At 69.8% G+C, this 17,033-nt stretch carries 15 protein-coding genes; 4 read left to right on the top strand and 11 right to left on the bottom strand.

Translation table 11 applies throughout. The features are described 5' to 3' along the window. Positions 1 to 11: 11 nt before the first annotated feature. The 4 genes from metG (at position 12) to mazG (ending at position 4,169) form a co-directional block, all read left to right on the top strand. A complete protein-coding gene (gene metG, locus JMJ56_RS06355; RefSeq protein WP_202830714.1) occupies positions 12 to 1,532 on the top strand; it encodes a methionine--tRNA ligase in 1,521 nt (506 codons plus the stop codon). 3 nt (positions 1,533 to 1,535) lie between these two features. Next, complete coding sequence (locus JMJ56_RS06360) at positions 1,536 to 2,312, top strand: TatD family hydrolase (RefSeq protein ID WP_202830715.1); 777 nt, start codon at positions 1,536 to 1,538, stop codon at positions 2,310 to 2,312. A 6-nt stretch (positions 2,313 to 2,318) separates the two neighbouring features. Then, positions 2,319 to 3,113, top strand: a complete 795-nt coding sequence (locus tag JMJ56_RS06365) for an MBL fold metallo-hydrolase (protein ID WP_202830897.1) — start codon at positions 2,319 to 2,321, stop codon at positions 3,111 to 3,113. 234 nt (positions 3,114 to 3,347) lie between these two features. After that, positions 3,348 to 4,169 (top strand): nucleoside triphosphate pyrophosphohydrolase, encoded by an 822-nt coding sequence (mazG, locus tag JMJ56_RS06370; protein ID WP_202830716.1) that lies wholly within the window; start codon positions 3,348 to 3,350, stop codon positions 4,167 to 4,169. 183 nt (positions 4,170 to 4,352) lie between these two features. Here mazG and JMJ56_RS06375 read toward each other — a convergent pair whose 3' ends face one another. The 11 genes from JMJ56_RS06375 to dusB form a co-directional block, all read right to left on the bottom strand. Continuing rightward, positions 4,353 to 5,249 (bottom strand): pirin family protein, encoded by an 897-nt coding sequence (locus JMJ56_RS06375; RefSeq protein ID WP_202830717.1) that lies wholly within the window; start codon positions 5,247 to 5,249, stop codon positions 4,353 to 4,355. 110 nt (positions 5,250 to 5,359) lie between these two features. After that, positions 5,360 to 6,166, bottom strand: coding sequence for an inositol monophosphatase family protein (locus JMJ56_RS06380; protein ID WP_202830898.1), 807 nt, complete (start codon positions 6,164 to 6,166; stop codon positions 5,360 to 5,362). Between the two features lie 23 nt (positions 6,167 to 6,189). Further along, positions 6,190 to 7,539 carry a GTPase HflX gene (hflX, locus tag JMJ56_RS06385; protein WP_202830899.1) on the bottom strand — a complete coding sequence of 450 codons (1,350 nt, stop codon included), beginning with the start codon at positions 7,537 to 7,539 and terminating at the stop codon, positions 6,190 to 6,192. Continuing rightward, positions 7,535 to 7,852 carry an RNA chaperone Hfq gene (gene hfq, locus JMJ56_RS06390; protein ID WP_202830718.1) on the bottom strand — a complete coding sequence of 106 codons (318 nt, stop codon included), beginning with the start codon at positions 7,850 to 7,852 and terminating at the stop codon, positions 7,535 to 7,537. The genes hflX and hfq overlap by 5 nt, the downstream gene beginning before the upstream one ends. A 162-nt stretch (positions 7,853 to 8,014) precedes the next feature. Then, positions 8,015 to 8,662: an HAD family hydrolase gene (locus JMJ56_RS06395; protein WP_202830719.1), complete on the bottom strand. Its 648-nt coding sequence runs from the start codon at positions 8,660 to 8,662 to the stop codon at positions 8,015 to 8,017. Continuing rightward, the gene (locus tag JMJ56_RS06400; RefSeq protein WP_202830720.1) at positions 8,659 to 9,531 is read right to left on the bottom strand and encodes a D-amino-acid transaminase; all 873 of its coding nucleotides are present in this window, start codon (positions 9,529 to 9,531) and stop codon (positions 8,659 to 8,661) included. The genes JMJ56_RS06395 and JMJ56_RS06400 overlap by 4 nt, the downstream gene beginning before the upstream one ends. A 32-nt stretch (positions 9,532 to 9,563) precedes the next feature. Then, complete coding sequence (ntrX, locus tag JMJ56_RS06405) at positions 9,564 to 10,973, bottom strand: nitrogen assimilation response regulator NtrX (protein ID WP_202830721.1); 1,410 nt, start codon at positions 10,971 to 10,973, stop codon at positions 9,564 to 9,566. Next, on the bottom strand, positions 10,963 to 13,284 hold the full coding sequence (locus JMJ56_RS06410) for a sensor histidine kinase NtrY-like (protein ID WP_202830722.1): 2,322 nt from the start codon (positions 13,282 to 13,284) through the stop codon (positions 10,963 to 10,965). The genes ntrX and JMJ56_RS06410 overlap by 11 nt, the downstream gene beginning before the upstream one ends. Further along, positions 13,284 to 14,723: a nitrogen regulation protein NR(I) gene (ntrC, locus tag JMJ56_RS06415; protein WP_202830723.1), complete on the bottom strand. Its 1,440-nt coding sequence runs from the start codon at positions 14,721 to 14,723 to the stop codon at positions 13,284 to 13,286. The genes JMJ56_RS06410 and ntrC overlap by 1 nt, the downstream gene beginning before the upstream one ends. After that, the gene (locus JMJ56_RS06420) at positions 14,720 to 15,871 is read right to left on the bottom strand and encodes a two-component system sensor histidine kinase NtrB (protein ID WP_202830724.1); all 1,152 of its coding nucleotides are present in this window, start codon (positions 15,869 to 15,871) and stop codon (positions 14,720 to 14,722) included. The genes ntrC and JMJ56_RS06420 overlap by 4 nt, the downstream gene beginning before the upstream one ends. Next, the gene (gene dusB, locus JMJ56_RS06425; protein ID WP_202830725.1) at positions 15,868 to 16,959 is read right to left on the bottom strand and encodes a tRNA dihydrouridine synthase DusB; all 1,092 of its coding nucleotides are present in this window, start codon (positions 16,957 to 16,959) and stop codon (positions 15,868 to 15,870) included. Before dusB ends, JMJ56_RS06420 begins: the two co-directional genes overlap by 4 nt. Positions 16,960 to 17,033: the final 74 nt, after the last annotated feature.

The following is a 17,033-nucleotide window of genomic DNA, read 5'->3' on the forward strand; positions in this document are numbered from 1 at the left end:
AAGACGCAGCCATGGCAACGAAATACTTCACCACTCCCATCTATTACGTGAACGACCGGCCCCATATCGGCCATGCCTACACCTCGCTCGCCACCGACGTGATGGCGCGCTGGGCGAGGCTCTCGGGCGACGAGGTCTTCTTCCTCACCGGTACGGACGAGCACGGGCAGAAGGTGGAGAAGGCGGCGCAGGATGCGGGGATGGACCCACAGGCCTTCACGGACCAGGTGAGCCAGCATTTCCGCGACCTGGCCGCGACCATGGGCTTCTCCAACGACGACTTCATCCGCACCACGGAGCCGCGGCACAAGGCGGCCTGCCAGGCGCTGTGGGAGGAGCTGGTCCGCCGCGACGAGATTTATCTCGGCCATTACGAGGGCTGGTACGCGGTGCGGGACGAGGCCTTCTACGGCCCGGACGAGATCGAGGAACGGGACGGCCGCCGCTTCGCCCCGACCGGCGCGCCGGTCGAGTGGGTACGGGAGCCGAGCTACTTCTTCCGTCTGGCGAAATGGGGCCCCTGGCTGCTCGACTTCTACCGGGACAACCCGGATTTCATCGCCCCGACCTCTCGCCGGAACGAGGTGATGCGCTTCGTCGAGGGCGGGCTGCAGGACCTGTCCATCAGCCGGACCAGCTTCACTTGGGGCATTCCGGTGCCGGGCGACCCGGCCCATGTGATGTATGTCTGGCTGGATGCGTTGACCAACTACATCACGGCGGCGGGCTATCCCGACACTTCGGCGGAGCGGTGGAAGTTCTGGCCGGCGGATGTCCACTTCGTCGGCAAGGATATCGTCCGTTTCCACGCCATCTACTGGCCGGCCTTCCTCCAGGCGGCGGGGCTCGCGCCGCCGCGGCGGGTCTTCGCCCATGGCTGGTGGACCAATGAGGGTCAGAAGATCTCGAAGAGCCTCGGCAACGTCATCGACCCGGTGACGCTGGTCGAGGAATACGGGCTCGACCCGGTGCGCTACTTCCTGCTGCGCGAGGTGCCCTTCGGCAATGACGGCGACTTCTCCCGCGCCGCGCTGATCGGGCGGCTCAACGGGGAGCTGGCGGATACGCTTGGCAACCTGGCAAACCGGACGCTCTCGCTGATCCAGCGCAATTGCGGCGGTGCGCTCCCGGCGCCGGCCGGGGCGGCCGAGGGGGATGCGGAGCTGCTCGCCGGGCTCGGGAGCCTGCCTGGGCGGGTCGGCGTGCATGTCGAGCGGCAGGAATTCCACCTGGCGCTGGAGGCGATCCTCGCCGAGGCGCGGGCAGCCAATGGCTATGTCACCGTCCAGGCACCCTGGGCGCTGAAGAAGACCGATCCCCTGCGCATGGCGGTGGTGCTGCGGCACCTGCACAGCGCGCTGCGGGTTTTCGCCACCGTGCTGCAGCCCTTCATGCCGACGACCATGGCGGCGATGCTCGACCAGCTCGGCGTGCCGGCGGAGGGCAGGGGGCTCGATGCCCTCGCCGAGCCGCTGCCTGAGGGTACCACGCTGCCGCCGCCCGCCCCGCTCTTTCGCAAGGTCGAAGCCTGACCCATGCTCGTCGACAGCCATTGCCATCTCGACTACTTCACCGAGGCCGAGATCGAGGGAATCGTCGGCCGGGCCCGCGAGGCGGGCGTCGGCTTGCTGGTCACCATCGGCGTGCGGGTCGGCCAGGCGGCGGCGGTGAAGGCGCTGGCCGAGCGCTTCCCGGATGTCTGGGGCACGGTCGGCGTGCATCCGCACAATGCCGGTGAGCCGGAAGGGCTGCCGACGGTCGAGGAGATCGTGGCGCTAGCCGACCATCCGCGCATCATCGGCATCGGCGAGAGTGGGCTCGACTATTTCTACGACAAGTCGCCGCACGATGCGCAGCAGGAAGGGTTCCGGCGGCATATCCGCGCTGCGCGCCTGGCCGGGCTGCCGCTCGCCATCCATGCCAGGCAGGCAGATGAGGACATCATCCGCATCCTGCGCGAGGAGCGTGCGTCGGGCGGCGAGTTCGACTTCCTACTGCACTGCTTCTCCTCGGGCCCTGAGCTGGCGCGGCAGGCGGTGGCGATGGGGGGGTATGTCTCCTTCTCCGGAATCCTGACCTTCCCGAAATCGCCCGAGATCCGGGCGGTGGCCTCGGAGCTGCCGGCCGAGCGGCTGCTGGTGGAGACGGACAGCCCCTATCTCGCCCCGGTGCCGCTGCGCGGGAAGCGTTGTGAGCCGGCCTATGTGGCGCATACGGCGCGCGTCCTGGCCGAGGCCCGCGGCCTCAGCGGGGCGGAGGTCGAGGCGCTGACCACGGCGAATTTCCGCCGGCTGTTCCGCAAGGTCGCCTGAGGGGTGCTGCGGGTCACCATTCTCGGCTGCGGCGGCTCCGGCGGGGTGCCGCTGATCGGGGGAGCGGGCGAGGGGGGCGAATGGGGCGAATGCGATCCCGCCGAGCCCCGCAACCGCCGCACCCGCACCTCCGCCCTGATCGAGGGGCCGGAGGGCGGGCGGTTGCTGGTCGATGCTGGGCCGGACCTGCGGCAGCAGCTCCTGGCGGTTGGCGCTGGCCGGCTGGATGCAATCCTTTTCACCCATGCACATGCTGATCACTGCCTCGGCATCGACGACCTGCGGCAGGTGAACCGCATTACCGGCCGGGCGCTCGACGCGTACGGAACGCGAACGACGCTGCAGAAGCTGGATGACCGCTTCGACTACGCCTTCATCGGCCCGACTCCGCCATTCTTCTACCGGCCGGCGCTCGAGGGCCGGCGTGTGGCCTATGGCGACCGCTTCGAAGCGGCCGGCTTGGCGGTAGAGGTGTTCCGCCAGGACCATGGGGTGATGGACACGCTCGGTCTCCGCATCGGCCGCTTCGCCTATTCGACCGATGTGGTGATGCTGCCGGAGGAGAGCATGCCGGCGCTGGAGGGTCTAGATACCTGGGTTGTCGGCTGCTTCCAGCGCGGGCCGCACAAGGTCCACGCCAATCTGTCGCAAGTGCTCCACTGGGTGGAACGGCTAAAGCCGAGACGGACGGTGCTGACGCATATGGGCACCGCGATGGACTACGCGACGCTGAAGCGGGAACTGCCGCCGCATATCGAGCCGGCGCATGACGGGCTGGTGCTGGAAGTCCCGCTGGACTGAGACCTTCGGATCACAGCGTGCTGCGCAGAAACCACGGTCAACTGGCCGAACGCGATGCCCACAGGCTTAGCCACAGCCTTATCCCCAGGTGTTTTTTTTCCATAATATATCTTATCCAACAATCGTGGCTGTGGACAAAGCCTGGGACAAACCCTTCCCTACGCGCCCTGCCAGCCATTGCGCGGCTTTCCTCCATCTGCGACGGGAGCCTCCGATCGATCGAGGAGCCGCGCCATGACCGACCAGCCGAAGCCTGAAGCCGCCCCTGAGACTGCCTTGGGCCGCCTTCTCGCCATCATGGCCCGGCTCCGGGCGACGAATGGCTGTCCCTGGGACCAGGTCCAGGATTTCGCCAGCATCGCACCCTATACGATCGAGGAAGCCTATGAGGTGGCGGATGCCATCCGCCACGGCCCGGATTTCGGGGCCTTGCAGGACGAGTTGGGCGACCTGCTCTTCCAGGTCGTCTACCACGCGCAAATGGCCTCGGAGCTGGGCCGTTTCGGCTTTGCCGATGTGGCGGAGACGATCAGCGAGAAGATGATCCGCCGCCACCCGCACGTCTTCGGCGAGGCTGCCGCCCGCGACGCCGCCACCCAGACGGCTGCCTGGGAGATTCAGAAGGCCAATGAGCGCGCCGCCCGGGCCGAGACCGGGACGCTGGCGGGCGTGCCTTCCGGCCTCCCTGCCCTGACCCGCGCCGCCAAGCTGACCCGCCGTGCTGCCCGGGTCGGCTTCGACTGGCCGGATGCCGCCGCGGTGCTCGACAAGCTGGAGGAGGAAGCGGCCGAGCTGCGGGCCGAGCTGCCCGGCGCTGACCCCGCACGGCTGGCCGATGAGGTGGGCGACCTGCTCTTCGCTCTCGCCAACCTGGCGCGGAAGCTGGATCTCGACCCGGAGGAATGCTTGCGCGGGGCCAATGCCAAGTTCGAGCGCCGCTTCCAGGGTGTCGAGGCGCGGCTGGCGCTGCGTGGACTGGCCCCGGGCGATGCCTCACTGGAGGCCATGGAAGCCGAGTGGCAAGCGGTGAAAATTGAGGAAAAACAGCACATGTAAAAGACTTCACAATCGGTTTGGGCGCATCACGGCTCACGCCAGAGAATTTTTCACACAGGAATGTCAAGACTTCACAACATGAAGTAAAGGCTTTGCGTGGCTGCCAAGGCACCCGTGAGGCAGCAAAGAATTTTTCAGGAACTTAACGGAAACACCAACGAGGTGATCAGGTTGGAGCGGGCCTTACGCCCTCACCCGCACCGTCTCCGGAAGCGGTATGAACTCGACCGAGTCGGTGGGGACCTTGGGGAAGCGGCCGGCCTTCCAGTCTTCCTTTGCCTGCTGGATGCGGTCATGCGAGGAGGAGACGAAATTCCAGAAAACGTAGCGCGGCCCGTCCATCGCTGCCCCGCCGAGGAGGAGCAACCGCGCCCCCTCCGGCCCGGCCCGCAGCGCGAGGCCGGAGCGCGGGTGGAAGATCAGCATCCGCCCCGCCTCATGCCGGTCCTCGCCGACGGTTACCGCGCCCTCGATCACATAGGCGGCGCGCTCCTCGTGCTGATCGGGCATCGGCACCACCGCCCCCGGCGCCAGCACCGCATCGGCATAGAAGAGCGGCGAGGAGACGGCGACGGGTGCCTTCATCCCCCAGGCCTCGCCGGCGATCAGGCGGAGTTGCAACCCGCCTTCGCCTGCCAGCGGCAGGGTTGCCGCCGGATGGTGGGCGAAATCCGGCGAGGTCTCCTCGGCCTCCTTCGGCAAGGCGACCCAGGACTGGATGCCGGCCATCCGCCGCCGCACCTGCCGGCTCTCCGAGCTGCTGCGCTCGGAATGGGTGATGCCCCTCCCCGCCGTCATCCAGTTCACGTCACCGGGCACGATTGCCAGGTCGGAACCAAGGCTGTCGCGGTGCTGGATCGAGCCCTCGAAGAGATAGGTCACGGTGGAGAGGCCGATATGTGGATGAGGCCGCACATCGAGCCCGGTGCCCTCGAGGAATTCCCCCGGCCCCATCTCGTCGAAGAAGATGAAGGGCCCGACCATCTGCCGCTCCTTGGCAGGCAGCGCGCGGCGGACCTCGAAGCCCCCCACGTCATGGGCACGGGGCAGGATGACCAGGGCGGGCGTGGTACCGGACATGGCAGGGTGTCTCCTCGGTTTCAGCCGGGAGACTAGCGGCTCTCGCCCTGGGTGGGCACAACCGAGGTCTGCCCACCACCCGGTTGGTCCAGGGTCGGGCCGCGCCGGCGCTACTCCGCCAGCAGGACTTCGCGAAGCGCTTCCCAACTCGTCCGGTCGGGGGCGAGGATCAGCCCTCCCGTGATGGTCTCCGGCCCATAGGGCGTGCCGTCGAAGCGCGCCGCATAGCCACCTGCCTCGCGGTGCAGCAGCCAGCCGGGCGCGTGGTCCCAGGGCATCAGCTTGTTGTAGACCAGCGCATGGGCATGGCCACCGGCCACCAGCCGGTACTCATGAGCGGCACAGCGGAAGTTCAGCGTCGCCGCCAGACGTGGCAGGCGCGAGGCGACGCGGCTCTTCAATGGCTCCGGCATATAGCTCCACGAGACGCCGGCGACCATGCGCCCGAGCGGCACCGGCGCCGCCACCCGCAGCGGGGCCCGGTGCCCATCCGGAGCCTCGATCCAGGCACCCTCTCCGCGCAACGCCATGGCGGTGTCGTCGCCGAGCGGGTCATGGATCCAGCTCGCAGCGATCTCGCCGCGGATGATGGCGGCCGCCATGCAGCCGAAGACCGGCAGGCCGGCGGCGAAGTTGGCCGTGCCGTCCACGGGGTCGACGACGAAGGCGAGATCGGCCCCGGCCAGCCGGCCGAGCACGCTGGGGTCGGCCGCCGTCGCCTCCTCGCCGACCACGACGCAGCCGGGGAAGCGGGCCTGGAGCCCCGCGGTGATGACCCGTTCGGCGGCCTCGTCGGCATCGGTGACGAGGTCGAGCGGCCCGCTCTTCGCCCGCACCGCGCCGGCGGCGAGGCGGCGGAACCGCGGCAGGATCTCCGCCCGTGTCGCCTGGCGGAGCAGCGCGGCGACATCGGCCATCGCCCGGCCGTCGAGCTGCGCGCTCACGCCGAGGGCTGCTCGAATCGGGCGCGGTCGGTCGGCGAGAGGCGTACGGTCACCTGGACATCCTTCTCGGTATCGGCGCGCTCGATCACCTCGCCATGGCGGTAGAGCCAGGCGAGCCTCGCCCCATCCGCCGAGGGGATGGCATAGCGCACCGTCTCCATATTGGCGGAGAGCCGGGCATCGAGCGCCTCCAGCAGCTGGGGCAGCCCCTCCCCGGTCAGGGCCGAGACGGCGACGGCGCCCTCGGCCGAGCCGCCGGGCACGGAACCGACTCCGCCGAGCAGGTCGGCCTTGTTCAGCACTTCCAGCACCCGGCGCTGCCAGCCTTCGTCGAGCGGGGCGTTGGCACCGGCCGCCATCTCCTCAAGCACGGAAAGCACATCGGCCCGCTGCGCCGCGGTGTCGGGATGTGCGACGTCGCGCACGTGCAGGATGATGTCTGCCGCCGCGACCTCCTCCAGCGTCGCCCGGAAGGCCTCGACCAGTTGGGTCGGCAGTTCCGAGATGAAGCCGACGGTATCTGACAGGATGGCCCGCCGCCCGGAGGGCAGCCGGATGCCGCGCATGGTCGGGTCGAGCGTGGCGAAGAGCTGGTCCTGGGCATAGACACCGGCGCCGGTGAGGGCGTTGAACAGCGTCGACTTGCCGGCATTGGTGTAGCCGACGAGGGCGATGACCGGGTAGGGCACCTTCTCCCGCTGGCGCCGGTGCAGGCCGCGGGTGCGGCGTACCTGTTCCAGCTCCTTCTTCAGCTTCACCATGCGGTCGGTGATGAGGCGCCGGTCGATCTCGATCTGCGACTCGCCGGGACCGCCGAGGAAGCCGAAGCCGCCTCGCTGGCGCTCGAGGTGGGTCCAGGACCGGACGAGGCGGGTGCGCTGGTAGTCGAGATGGGCCAGCTCGACCTGCAACGAACCCTCCTTGGTCCGCGCCCGCTCGCCGAAGATCTCAAGGATCAGGCCGGTGCGATCGATGACCTTGCAGCGCCACTCGCGCTCCAGGTTGCGCTGCTGCACCGGCGAGAGCGCAGCATCGACGACGACGAGCGCCACGCGCTGGTCGTCGATCGCCTGCCGCGCGGCCGCGACCTGGCCCTCGCCCAGATAGGTGCTGGGGCGGCGCTCGCGCAGCGGGTAGATCGCCTGATGGACGATGGTCACGCCGATGCTGGCGGCAAGGCCTACGGCCTCCGCCAGCCGGGCCTCCGCCGCCCGCGGTGCCGTGTCCTGCTGTGGGCCGAGGCCTCGCGGCTGGCGCTCATAGGGCAGGATGACGGCTGCCCTCGTGGGGCCGGTCTCGGTGCCGTCGCCCCGGTCATTCGCGGGGGCTGGAAGCCCTGGTTCAATCTCCGCCGACAGGATTGGCCTCACGGTTCATGGTCAAGGTGGTGCCTTCGCGGCTCACCGTCGCCCCTTCACGGGCCGCCGCGGTGGCGTCGAAGAGCTGGATCGGCGCGCCCGGCATCACGGTGCTGATGGCATGCTTGTAGACTAATTGGGTATGACCGTCCCTGCGGAGAAGGACGGAGAAGTTATCGAACCAGGTAATAATTCCCTGAAGTTTGACGCCATTCACGAGGAAGATCGTGACGGGAGTCTTGCTCTTGCGAACGTGGTTCAGGAACACGTCCTGCACGTTCTGGGACTTCTCGGCTGCCACGGCAGGGTCCTTCTTGTTTTTCGCGGCCGCTCTGATCTGGCGGCGCGCCCGAGACGGGTCGCCCCGCCGGAGGCCGCACAATCCATCCTCACGTCGCCGTTTGCAAGGCAGGCCTGACCCCGCATCGGCGCATGGCGGCAGGGCCTGCCGTCGCCCGGGGCATCAGCCCTGGCGATCGCCTCGGAGATAGGCAGTCAGCGCCATAGCGTCCGGAAAGGCAAGATCGGGCGCGGCGGCGGCCGGCCCGCCGTCATGCGCCGCATCGCCGAGCAGCACGGCGGTGCAGCCCGCGCGCCGCGCCGCCTCCATGTCGAGCGCGGTGTCCCCGACATACCAGACCGAGCCGGCCGGCAGGCCAAGCGCCGGCAGAGCCAGCCGGAAGGGCGCCGGGTCGGGCTTGTCCACCGACGCATCGCCGGCGCCGACCAGGATGCGGAACCGCGGTGCCCAGCCGAGATGTACCGCCTCCGCCCGCAGCAAGGGCCCCTGCTTGTTGCTGATGACCCCCTGCGGCAGGCCGAGCGCGGCGATGGCGGCGACCGCCTCACCCGCCCCCGGCATCGGCGCCAGCACGGCGAGGTGGCGGGCGCGGACCTCGGCATAGAAGACGTCCCTCGCCTCCTCCCAATGCTCGCCGAACATCTCGGGGAAGGTCTCGCGGAGCGAGCGGCGGACGCGGCCCCTCACCTCCTCCAGCGTCCAGCGCGGCAGGCCGAAGCGGTCGAAGGCGGCGTTCAGCCCGGCGGCGATGGCGAGCCAGCCGTCGACCAGGGTGTTGTCCCAGTCCCAGAGGATTCCCTTCGGCGTCACGCGGCGTTCCTCAGGTCGCCCTTCACATGCCGGGCGAAGAGGTCGAAGAGCCGCCGCACCACCGGCCCGACCTGCCCGTCGCCGACCGGCTGGCCGTCGAGGGCGAGGATCGGCTTCACGAAGGAGGTTGCCGAGGTGAGGAAGGCCTCCCGCGCGTTGCGGGCCTCCTCCAGGCTGAACTCGCGTTCCTCGAAGCGGAGCCCGGCGGCCTGCATCTCGGCCATCAGCGCGGCGCGGGTGCAGCCGGGGAGGATGACGTGGTCGAGCTGGCGGGTGACGATGGCGCCCGCCGCATCGACGATCCAGAAGGTGGTGGCGGCGCCCTCGGTCACCATCCCCGTTGCCTCGTCGTAGAGGATGGCCTCGATCGCCCCCTGCTCCCGCGCCGCCTGGCGGGCCAGGCAGTTGGGCAGCAGGTTGATCGACTTGATGTCGCGCCGTGCCCAGCGCAGGTCCGGCAGGGTGATCGCCTTGGCACCCCAGCCATCGACGCTCGCCGGATAGGGGGCGATGCGCTTCACCGTCACCACCAGCGCCGGCGGCACCGGCTGCTTCGGGAAGGCATGGTCCCGCCGCGCGACGCCGCGCGTCACCTGCATGTAGAGCAGCCCCTCCGATACCCGGTTGCGCCGGGCGACCTCGGCCAGGACATGGCGCAACGCCACACGGGTCATCGGCATCGGCAGGCGGATCTCGGCGAGCGAGCGTTCCAGCCTGGCCAGGTGGCGCTCCTCGTCGATGAAGCGGCCACCGTGGAGGTGGACGACCTCATAGATGCCGTCACCGAACTGGTAGCCGCGATCCTCGATATTCACCTCGGCCAGCCGCTGGTCGACATAGCGGCCGTTGACGTAAGCGATGCGCGACATGGAGAATCCCGGCTAGGTCGTTCCGTAGTCTTTCACAGCGCCGGACCGGCCGGCACCCGGTCCTCGGCGTGGACGCCGAGGAATTTCAGCTTCCGGTGCAGGGCGCTCCGCTCCATGCCGACGAAATTGGCGGTGCGGCTGATGTTGCCGCCGAAGCGCAGCAGCTGGGCCTCGAGATACTGCTTCTCGAACAGCTCCCGCGCCTCGCGCAGCGGCAGGGTCATGATCTCGGAGCTGCGGTCGAGCTTCAGCATGGCGGGTGCGGCGGAGCCCACCTCGGGTGGCAGCATTTCGGCGCGGATCGGCTCCCGCGCCTCGCCGGGTGCCATGATGAGCAGCCAGTCGATGAGGTTTCGGAGCTGCCGGACATTGCCGGGCCAGTCATAGGCCTGGAGGGCCGCCATCGCATCCTCGGCCAGCTCTCGTGGCGGCATGCCGGAGGTCGCGCCGGAACGGGTCATGAAGTGCCGGGCGAGCGCCGGCACGTCCTCCCGCCGCTCGCGGAGCGCCGGGATGCGCAGCGGCACCACGGCGAGGCGGTAGTAGAGATCCTCGCGGAAGCGCCCGGCCGCGATCTCGCCCTGGAGGTCGCGGTTGGTGGTGGCGATGACGCGAACATCGACCTTCACCCGCGTCGCCCCGCCGATCCGCTCGAAGCCCTGCTCCTGGAGGGCACGGACGATCTTGCCCTGGGTCTCGAGCGGCATGTCGGCCACCTCGTCCAGCAGCAGGGTGCCGTTATGGGCGCGTTCCAGCACGCCGGCGCGGCGCGGTGAGGCCTGGGCATCGGCACCCGCCTCCATGCCGAACAGCTCCTCCTCGAAGCGGGCTGGGTTCAGCGTCGCGCAGTTCAGCGCGACGAAGGGCCCGTCGGCGCGGCGGGAGCGGGCATGGATCATCCGTGCCACCACCTCCTTCCCCGCCCCGGCAGGGCCGGCGATCAGCACCCGGCTGCCGGTCGGCGCGACCCTCTCGATCGCGGCGCGGAGCTGGGCGAGGCTCGCCGAGTTGCCGACCAGCTCCGTCTCCGGCCCGGCACGCAACCGGAGCTCGGAATTTTCCCGTCGGAGGCGGGCCGCCTCCAGGGCACGCGCCACCACCAGCAGCAGCCGGTCGGAGTTGAAGGGCTTCTCGATGAAGTCGTAGGCACCCTGCTGGATCGCCCGGACCGCCGTCTCGATCGTCCCATGGCCGGAGATCATGACGACAGGGATCTGCGGCTCCTCCTTGTGGAGCTCCGCCAGGATCCCGAGCCCGTCCAGCTTCGAGTTCTGCAGCCAGATGTCGAGCACCACCATGGACGGCCGGCGCTGCTTGAAGGCCGCCACCGCCTGGTCGGAATTCGCCGCCTGCCGCGTCTCGTAGCCTTCATCCGAGAGGATGCCCTCGATCAGCGCCCGGATGTCCGGCTCGTCATCCACGATCAGGATTTCATGCGCCATGCGCGCGCCTCATGCTGCCATCCGGCCAGGGGTCCAGTGTCTCGCTCTCCGTGCCGGCCGGGCGCTCCGCCATGCGGTCGGCCCCGGGTCGCCACGGCAGGGTAAGGACGGCCCGGGCCCCACCGCGCCCCGAGCCGGCCTCATGGGGACGGTCTTCCAACCCCAGCCTGCCCCCATGGTCCTCCATGATCTTCTTCACGATGGCAAGGCCGAGGCCGGTTCCTTTCGGTTTATGCGTGACATAAGGCTCGGTGAGCCTGTCCCGCTCATCCCCCTGAGGCAGGCCGATTCCGTCATCCTCGATCGCGATGGCGACACTATCCTCGCTCTGCTCGATGCGCACGGTGATGTGTCCGAGGGCTTGGCCGGGGTCCTGGCCGGCCTCCCGCTCGGCCTGGGCGCGCATGGTCACGGCGTCGGCGGCATTCATCAGCAGGTTGGTCAGCGCCTGGCCAAGCAGCCTGCGGTCGCAGGCGACCTGCGGCCCGCGGCCCCCCTCCGGCAATTCCACCCCGTAGCGGATGCCGGGATGCGCATCCCGCTGCAGGACCAGCGCCTCGCGCAGCACCTGGGAGAGGTCCTCCGGCCGGATCACCGGCTGGGGCATGCGGGCGAAGGCGGAGAACTCGTCCACCATCCGACCGATATCGCCGACCTGGCGGACGATCGTGTCGGTGCAGGCGACGAAGGTCTCCGGGTCGTTGCTGATCTGCTTCAGGTAGCGCCGCTTCAGCCGCTCGGCCGACAGCTGGATCGGGGTCAGCGGGTTCTTGATCTCATGTGCGATGCGCCGCGCCACATCGGCCCAGGCCGCCTTGCGCTGGGCGGAGAGCAGCTCGGTGATGTCGTCGAAGGTGAGGACGAATCCGGCGAGCTCTCCCTGCCCACCCGCCTGCCGCTCCTCGCCGATCTGGGCGAGCAGGGTCCGGCGGTTGCTCGGCGGGCCGATGCGGATCTCGGCGGTGCGCTCGGCGCCGGCGGCAAGCAGCGGGGCGAATTCAGGCACCGCCTCGGCCATGGGCCGGCCGATGGCCGAGTCGAGGTCGATGCCGAGCAGTTCGCTGGCCCGCCGGTTCGGCAGGTTGATCCGCCCATCCGTCTCGAGGCCGATGACTCCCGCCGAAACGCCGGCCAGCACGGTCTCGGTGAAGCGCCGCCGCTCGTCGATCTGGCGATAAGCCTGGAGCAGTTCAGAACGCTGCGCCGCGAGCTGGTTGGTCATGCGGTTGAAGGCGCGGGCGAGGCTGGCGATCTCCTCATCCGCCGCGCCTTCCTCGACTCGGGTGGCGAGGTCGCCCCCCCGCACCCGCTCGGCGGCGACGATCAGCCGCCCGATCGGTCGCGCCAGCTGGTTGGCGAGCACGAGGCCGATGAGCACCGCCGCCAGCAGCACCAGCAGGGCCGCGATCGCAAAGATCATGACGAAAGTGATCTGGAGACCGGAGCGGTTATTGTCGAGCTCGACATACTCCGCGACCGCCTTCTCGACCGAGCGCTGATGCGCCAGCACCGTGGCGTCGAGCGGGCGGCCGATCAGCAGCATCCAGCCTTCGCCGAAGTCGAGCGCGACTACGGCCCGCACCCGATCCTCGGCCGGCAGGACGGCGACGTCGCCGAGCCTCGCCTGGGCGATGGCATCCTCGGGCGGCGGGTCGAGGGTGAAGCTCGTCGTATAGCCGGCATGCGCCACGACCTGCTGGGTCGCCGGGTCGAAGACGACGGCCTCGGTCAGGTTGCGGAGCGCGGTATGCGTCGCCAGCACGCGGGCGAAGGCGAGGCCGTTGTCCGGCAGCAGGACGCGCGCGCGGGAGAGGTCGGCCGCCATGGCCAGCGCATCGCCGCGGATGGTGTTGCGGTGCTCCTCCAGATAGCCACGGCTGGCCTGGAGGCTGGCCTCCAGCGCCGTCCGCACCCGGTCGCTGAACCAAGTCTCGATGCCCAGGTTGAAGAACAGCGCGGCGAAGGCGGCGACCAGCATGGCCGGCACCACGGCGACGACGCCGAAGAGCAGCACGAGACGCACATGCAGACGCGAGCCCGCAGAGCCCCGCCTGCGCTCCGCCCAGACCCGCACCAGCCGACCCGCCAGGGAGGCCATCAGCAGCAGCAGCACCGCGGCGTTGACGAGCACGAGGCCGACCACGGCGCCGGGCTTGGTCGGGCCCAGCGGGCTGCCATCCGACAGCACGGAGAAGGTGACGATGCCGAGCAGCAGCGCGCTGACCGCGAGGCCGAGGGTCATCCCCCGGCCCAGCAGCACATCGGCGATGCGGCGGGGCAGGCCGCGCTGGCGCGGCTCGCCGGCAGCCATCAGCCGAGCCCGCGCACCACGGGCAGGTCGAGCTCGCGGATCTTCTTCCGCAGGGTGTTGCGGTTGAGGCCGAGCATCGCCGCCGCCTTGATCTGGTTCCCGCGCGTGGCGCCGAGGACGAGGCGAAGCAGCGGCCGCTCCACCTCGGCCAGCACCCGGTCATAAAGGTCGCGCACCGGCAGCCCGTCTTTGTGGGCGGCGACGAAGGCCTTCAGGTGCCGCTCCACGGCCTGTTCCAGCGTTTCCGCGCGGCGGAGGCCGGTTTCGGCCGGCGGCTCCGCCTCCGACAGCTCGGCGGCGACGGCCTCGGCGTCGATCGTCTCCTGCGGGTAGAGGGCCGCGAGGCGACGCATCAGGTTTTCAAGCTCACGCGCATTGCCGGGCCAGGCATGGCCCTTCAGCCGGTCCACGGCCTCCGTGCTCAACTGCTTCAGCGGCAAGCCGGAAGTGCGGGCGCGCTCGAGGAAGTGGCGGGCGAGAAGCGGGATGTCCTCCATCCGCTCCCGCAGGGGCGGCAGGCGGATGGGGACCACATTGAGCCGGTAGAACAGGTCCTCGCGGAAGAGCCCCTGCCGGATCGACTGGCGCAGGTCGCGGTGGGTCGCGGCGACGATGCGGACATTCGCCTTGATCGGGTTGCGGCCGCCGACGGTGGTGAACTCGCCTTCCTGCAGCACGCGCAGCAGGCGGGTCTGCGCCTCGGGCGGCATATCGCCTATCTCGTCGAGGAAGAGCGTGCCGCCGGCGGCCTGCTCGAAGCGGCCGATGCCGCGGTTGAGCGCGCCGGTGAAGGCGCCGCGCTCATGGCCGAAGAGCTCGCTCTCGATCAGCTCGCGCGGGATGGCCGCCATGTTGATGGCGACGAAGGGCCCACCGCGGCGGCGGCCGTAATCGTGCAGGGCGCGGGCGACGAGCTCCTTGCCGGTGCCCGACTCGCCGGTGATCATCACCGTCAGGTCGGTCGTCGTGAGCCGGGCGACGGTGCGGTAGATCTCCTGCATGGCCGGGCTGCGGCCGACCAGCGGCAGGCGCTCCTCGGGCTCCGCCTCCTCCGCCGGCGCCGGGGCCTGGGGGGCAGCGAGCGCGCGCTCGACCACCGCCAGCAGCTCCTTCAGGTCGAAGGGCTTCGGCAGGTACTCGAAGGCGCCGCGCTGGGCGGCTTTCAGCGCCGTCATGAAGGTCGATTGCGCCGACATCACCACGACGCGCATTTCGGGCCGGATGCGCTTGATGCGGGGGACGAGGTCGAGGCCGTTCTCGTCCGGCATCACCACATCGGTGATGACGAGGTCGCCCTCGCCATCCTCCACCCAACGCCAGAGCGTCGAGGCGGAGGAGGTGGCACGCACCTGGTAGCCCGAGCGGCCGAGCGCCTGGCTGAGCACGGTGCGGATCGCCCGGTCGTCGTCGGCGATGAGGATGGTTCGGCTATCGCTCATGAACGGTCCATCTGCTTTCCATCGAGACGCAGTCCAGCGGGCGGCATGGCGAGGGACAGGCGGAAGCTGGTGCGGCCGGGGCGGCTGTCGCATTCGATCAGCCCGCCCTGATCGGCGACCAGCTTGGCGACGAGGGCGAGGCCGAGCCCCTGCCCGCCCCGCTTGGTGGTAACGAACGGCTCGAAGAGGGTGGCGCGGACGGCTTCCGGAATGCCTGGCCCGTTGTCGCGCACGATCACCTGGAGGGGGACGTGGACGCGCTCCTTGCTGCCGGGGACGGCGATGCGGACGCCGTGGTGATAGGCGGTGGCGAGGACGATCTCGCCGCCGAGCGGATCGACCGCCTCGGCGGCGTTCTTGACGAGGTTCAGCAGGATCTGCACGAGCTGGTCGCGGTTGCCCCAGACCGGCGGCAGCGAGGGGTCGTACTCCTCGACGATGCGGAGATGGGCGGCGAAGCCGGTCTGCGCCACGCGCCGCACATGGTCGAGCACCTGGTGGATGTTGACCGGGGCCAACTCCACCGGGCGGTCGGAGAACATGTCCATCCGATCGACCAGGTTACGGATGCGGTCTGCCTCGTCCTGGATGAGCTGGCAAAGCTCGCGGTCGGGCTCGGAGGCGCCCTGCTCAAGGAGCTGGGCCGCGCCGCGGATGCCCGACAGCGGGTTCTTCACCTCATGGGCGAGCATCTCCGCCATGGCCGAGGTGCCACGGGCGGCGCCGAGGAAGTTCAGCTGGCGGTTCATCATCTGCGCCGTCGAGCCGTCCTGCAGCGTCAGGACCACGGCGCCAGGCATCTCGGGCAGCGGGGCGCCATGGGCGGCGACGCCGCGGCGGTTGAGGCGGGGGCTGTCGAGCGTCAGGTCATGGTCGGAGACCGGCGCCTCATGCTGGCGGACCTGGTCGAGCAGGGCGAAGAGCCGGCTGTCCGGCGGCAGCAGGTCGCCGAGGCGGACCATGGCTAGGGAGGCGAAGGAGAGCTGGAAGAACAGCTCCGCCGCCTGATTGGCATAGCGGAAGCGGTCCTCGGCATCGATCACCACCGCCGGCATGGGCAGCGCCGCGAGGATGGCGGCAAAATCCGGCAGCGGGGTGCTGCGGGCCGGCAGGGGCGTGACCCGGGCGCGGGCGGTGACGCTGTTCATGCCGCGATCCGTTCCAGCCCCTGGGCATGGAACCGGGCGCGGGCGGCCTCCAGTCCGAGATCGAGCAAGGGCTGGTAGAAGCCCTCGATCAGCCGGATCACCTCCCCCGCGGTCTCCATCTGGTTGACCTGCGAGCGGAACTCGGCCGAGCCCGGCAGGCCCTTGGAGTACCAGGCGATGTGCTTGCGGGCGAGGCGGAGGCCGGTTTGGGTGCCGTGATGCGAGAGCATGTCGGCATAGTGCTCCAGCAGGATGGCGAGCTGCTCGGCGAGGCTGGGCTCGGCGGGTGTCTCGCCGGTGCGGAGGTACTCGGCGACCTGGCGGGGCAGCCAGGGGCGGCCGTAGCAGCCACGGCCGATCATCACCCCGTCGGCGCCCGACAGGCGGAGCGCCTCGGAGGCGTGCTCAGGCGTCAGGATGTCGCCATTGGCGAGGACGGGGATCGAGACCGCCTCCTTCACCCCGCGGATGAAGGCCCAGTCCGCGCGGCCGGTGTAGAGCATCTGCCGGGTGCGGCCGTGGATGGTGACGAGGCGGATGCCGCAGGCCTCGGCGATGCGGGCGAGGTTCGCGGCGTTGAGCGAGGCGTGGTCCCAGCCCATGCGCATCTTGAGGGTGACGGGGACGGTGACCGCCTTCACCACCGCCTCGAGGATGGCGGCGGCGCGGGTCTCGTCGCGCATCAGGGCGCTGCCGGCCTGCTGGCCGACCGCGACCTTCTTCACCGGGCAACCGAAATTGATGTCGACGATGGCGGCGCCGCGGTCGGCGGCGAGCTTCGCGGCCTCGGCCATCACCATGGGCTCGCAGCCGGCGAGCTGGACGGCGGAGGGCGCGCCGAAGCCATCCACCTCGGCCATCTTCAGCGTCTGGCGGTTCTCCCGGACCATGGCCTGGGAGGCGATCATCTCGCTCACTACCATTCCCGTGCCGAGGCGGCGGGCGAGGCGGCGGAAGGGCAGGTCCGTCACGCCGGACATGGGGGCAAGGTAGACGGGCGTATCGATACGGATACCGCCGACCAGGATAGGCGGCAAACCGCCCGATTCCGGGGCAGCCAGCGCCGGGCAGGCCTGAGACTCGGGCATTGTCATGCTCATGATTTGGGCAAACTAGGCGAAGTGCGGCGCTTCGGCAACGCCCGCCAGGGCGTATCGCCGAG

The organism is Belnapia arida (genome assembly GCF_016773205.1).
Lineage (GTDB): Bacteria > Pseudomonadota > Alphaproteobacteria > Acetobacterales > Acetobacteraceae > Belnapia > Belnapia arida.

Bases quoted from the DNA above. Each gene is read 5' to 3' on its own strand.
- ntrC (WP_202830723.1), bottom strand. From the start codon at position 14,723: ATGAGCGATAGCCGAACCATCCTCATCGCCGACGACGACCGGGCGATC.
- JMJ56_RS06400 (WP_202830720.1), bottom strand. From the start codon at position 9,531: ATGTCGCGCATCGCTTACGTCAACGGCCGCTATGTCGACCAGCGGCTG.
- JMJ56_RS06410 (WP_202830722.1), bottom strand. From the start codon at position 13,284: ATGGCTGCCGGCGAGCCGCGCCAGCGCGGCCTGCCCCGCCGCATCGCC.
- dusB (WP_202830725.1), bottom strand. From the start codon at position 16,959: ATGCCCGAGTCTCAGGCCTGCCCGGCGCTGGCTGCCCCGGAATCGGGC.
- JMJ56_RS06360 (WP_202830715.1), top strand. From the start codon at position 1,536: ATGCTCGTCGACAGCCATTGCCATCTCGACTACTTCACCGAGGCCGAG.
- JMJ56_RS06420 (WP_202830724.1), bottom strand. From the start codon at position 15,871: ATGAACAGCGTCACCGCCCGCGCCCGGGTCACGCCCCTGCCGGCCCGC.
- JMJ56_RS06375 (WP_202830717.1), bottom strand. From the start codon at position 5,249: ATGTCCGGTACCACGCCCGCCCTGGTCATCCTGCCCCGTGCCCATGAC.
- JMJ56_RS06380 (WP_202830898.1), bottom strand. From the start codon at position 6,166: ATGGCCGATGTCGCCGCGCTGCTCCGCCAGGCGACACGGGCGGAGATC.
- mazG (WP_202830716.1), top strand. From the start codon at position 3,348: ATGACCGACCAGCCGAAGCCTGAAGCCGCCCCTGAGACTGCCTTGGGC.
- ntrX (WP_202830721.1), bottom strand. From the start codon at position 10,973: ATGGCGCATGAAATCCTGATCGTGGATGACGAGCCGGACATCCGGGCG.
- metG (WP_202830714.1), top strand. From the start codon at position 12: ATGGCAACGAAATACTTCACCACTCCCATCTATTACGTGAACGACCGG.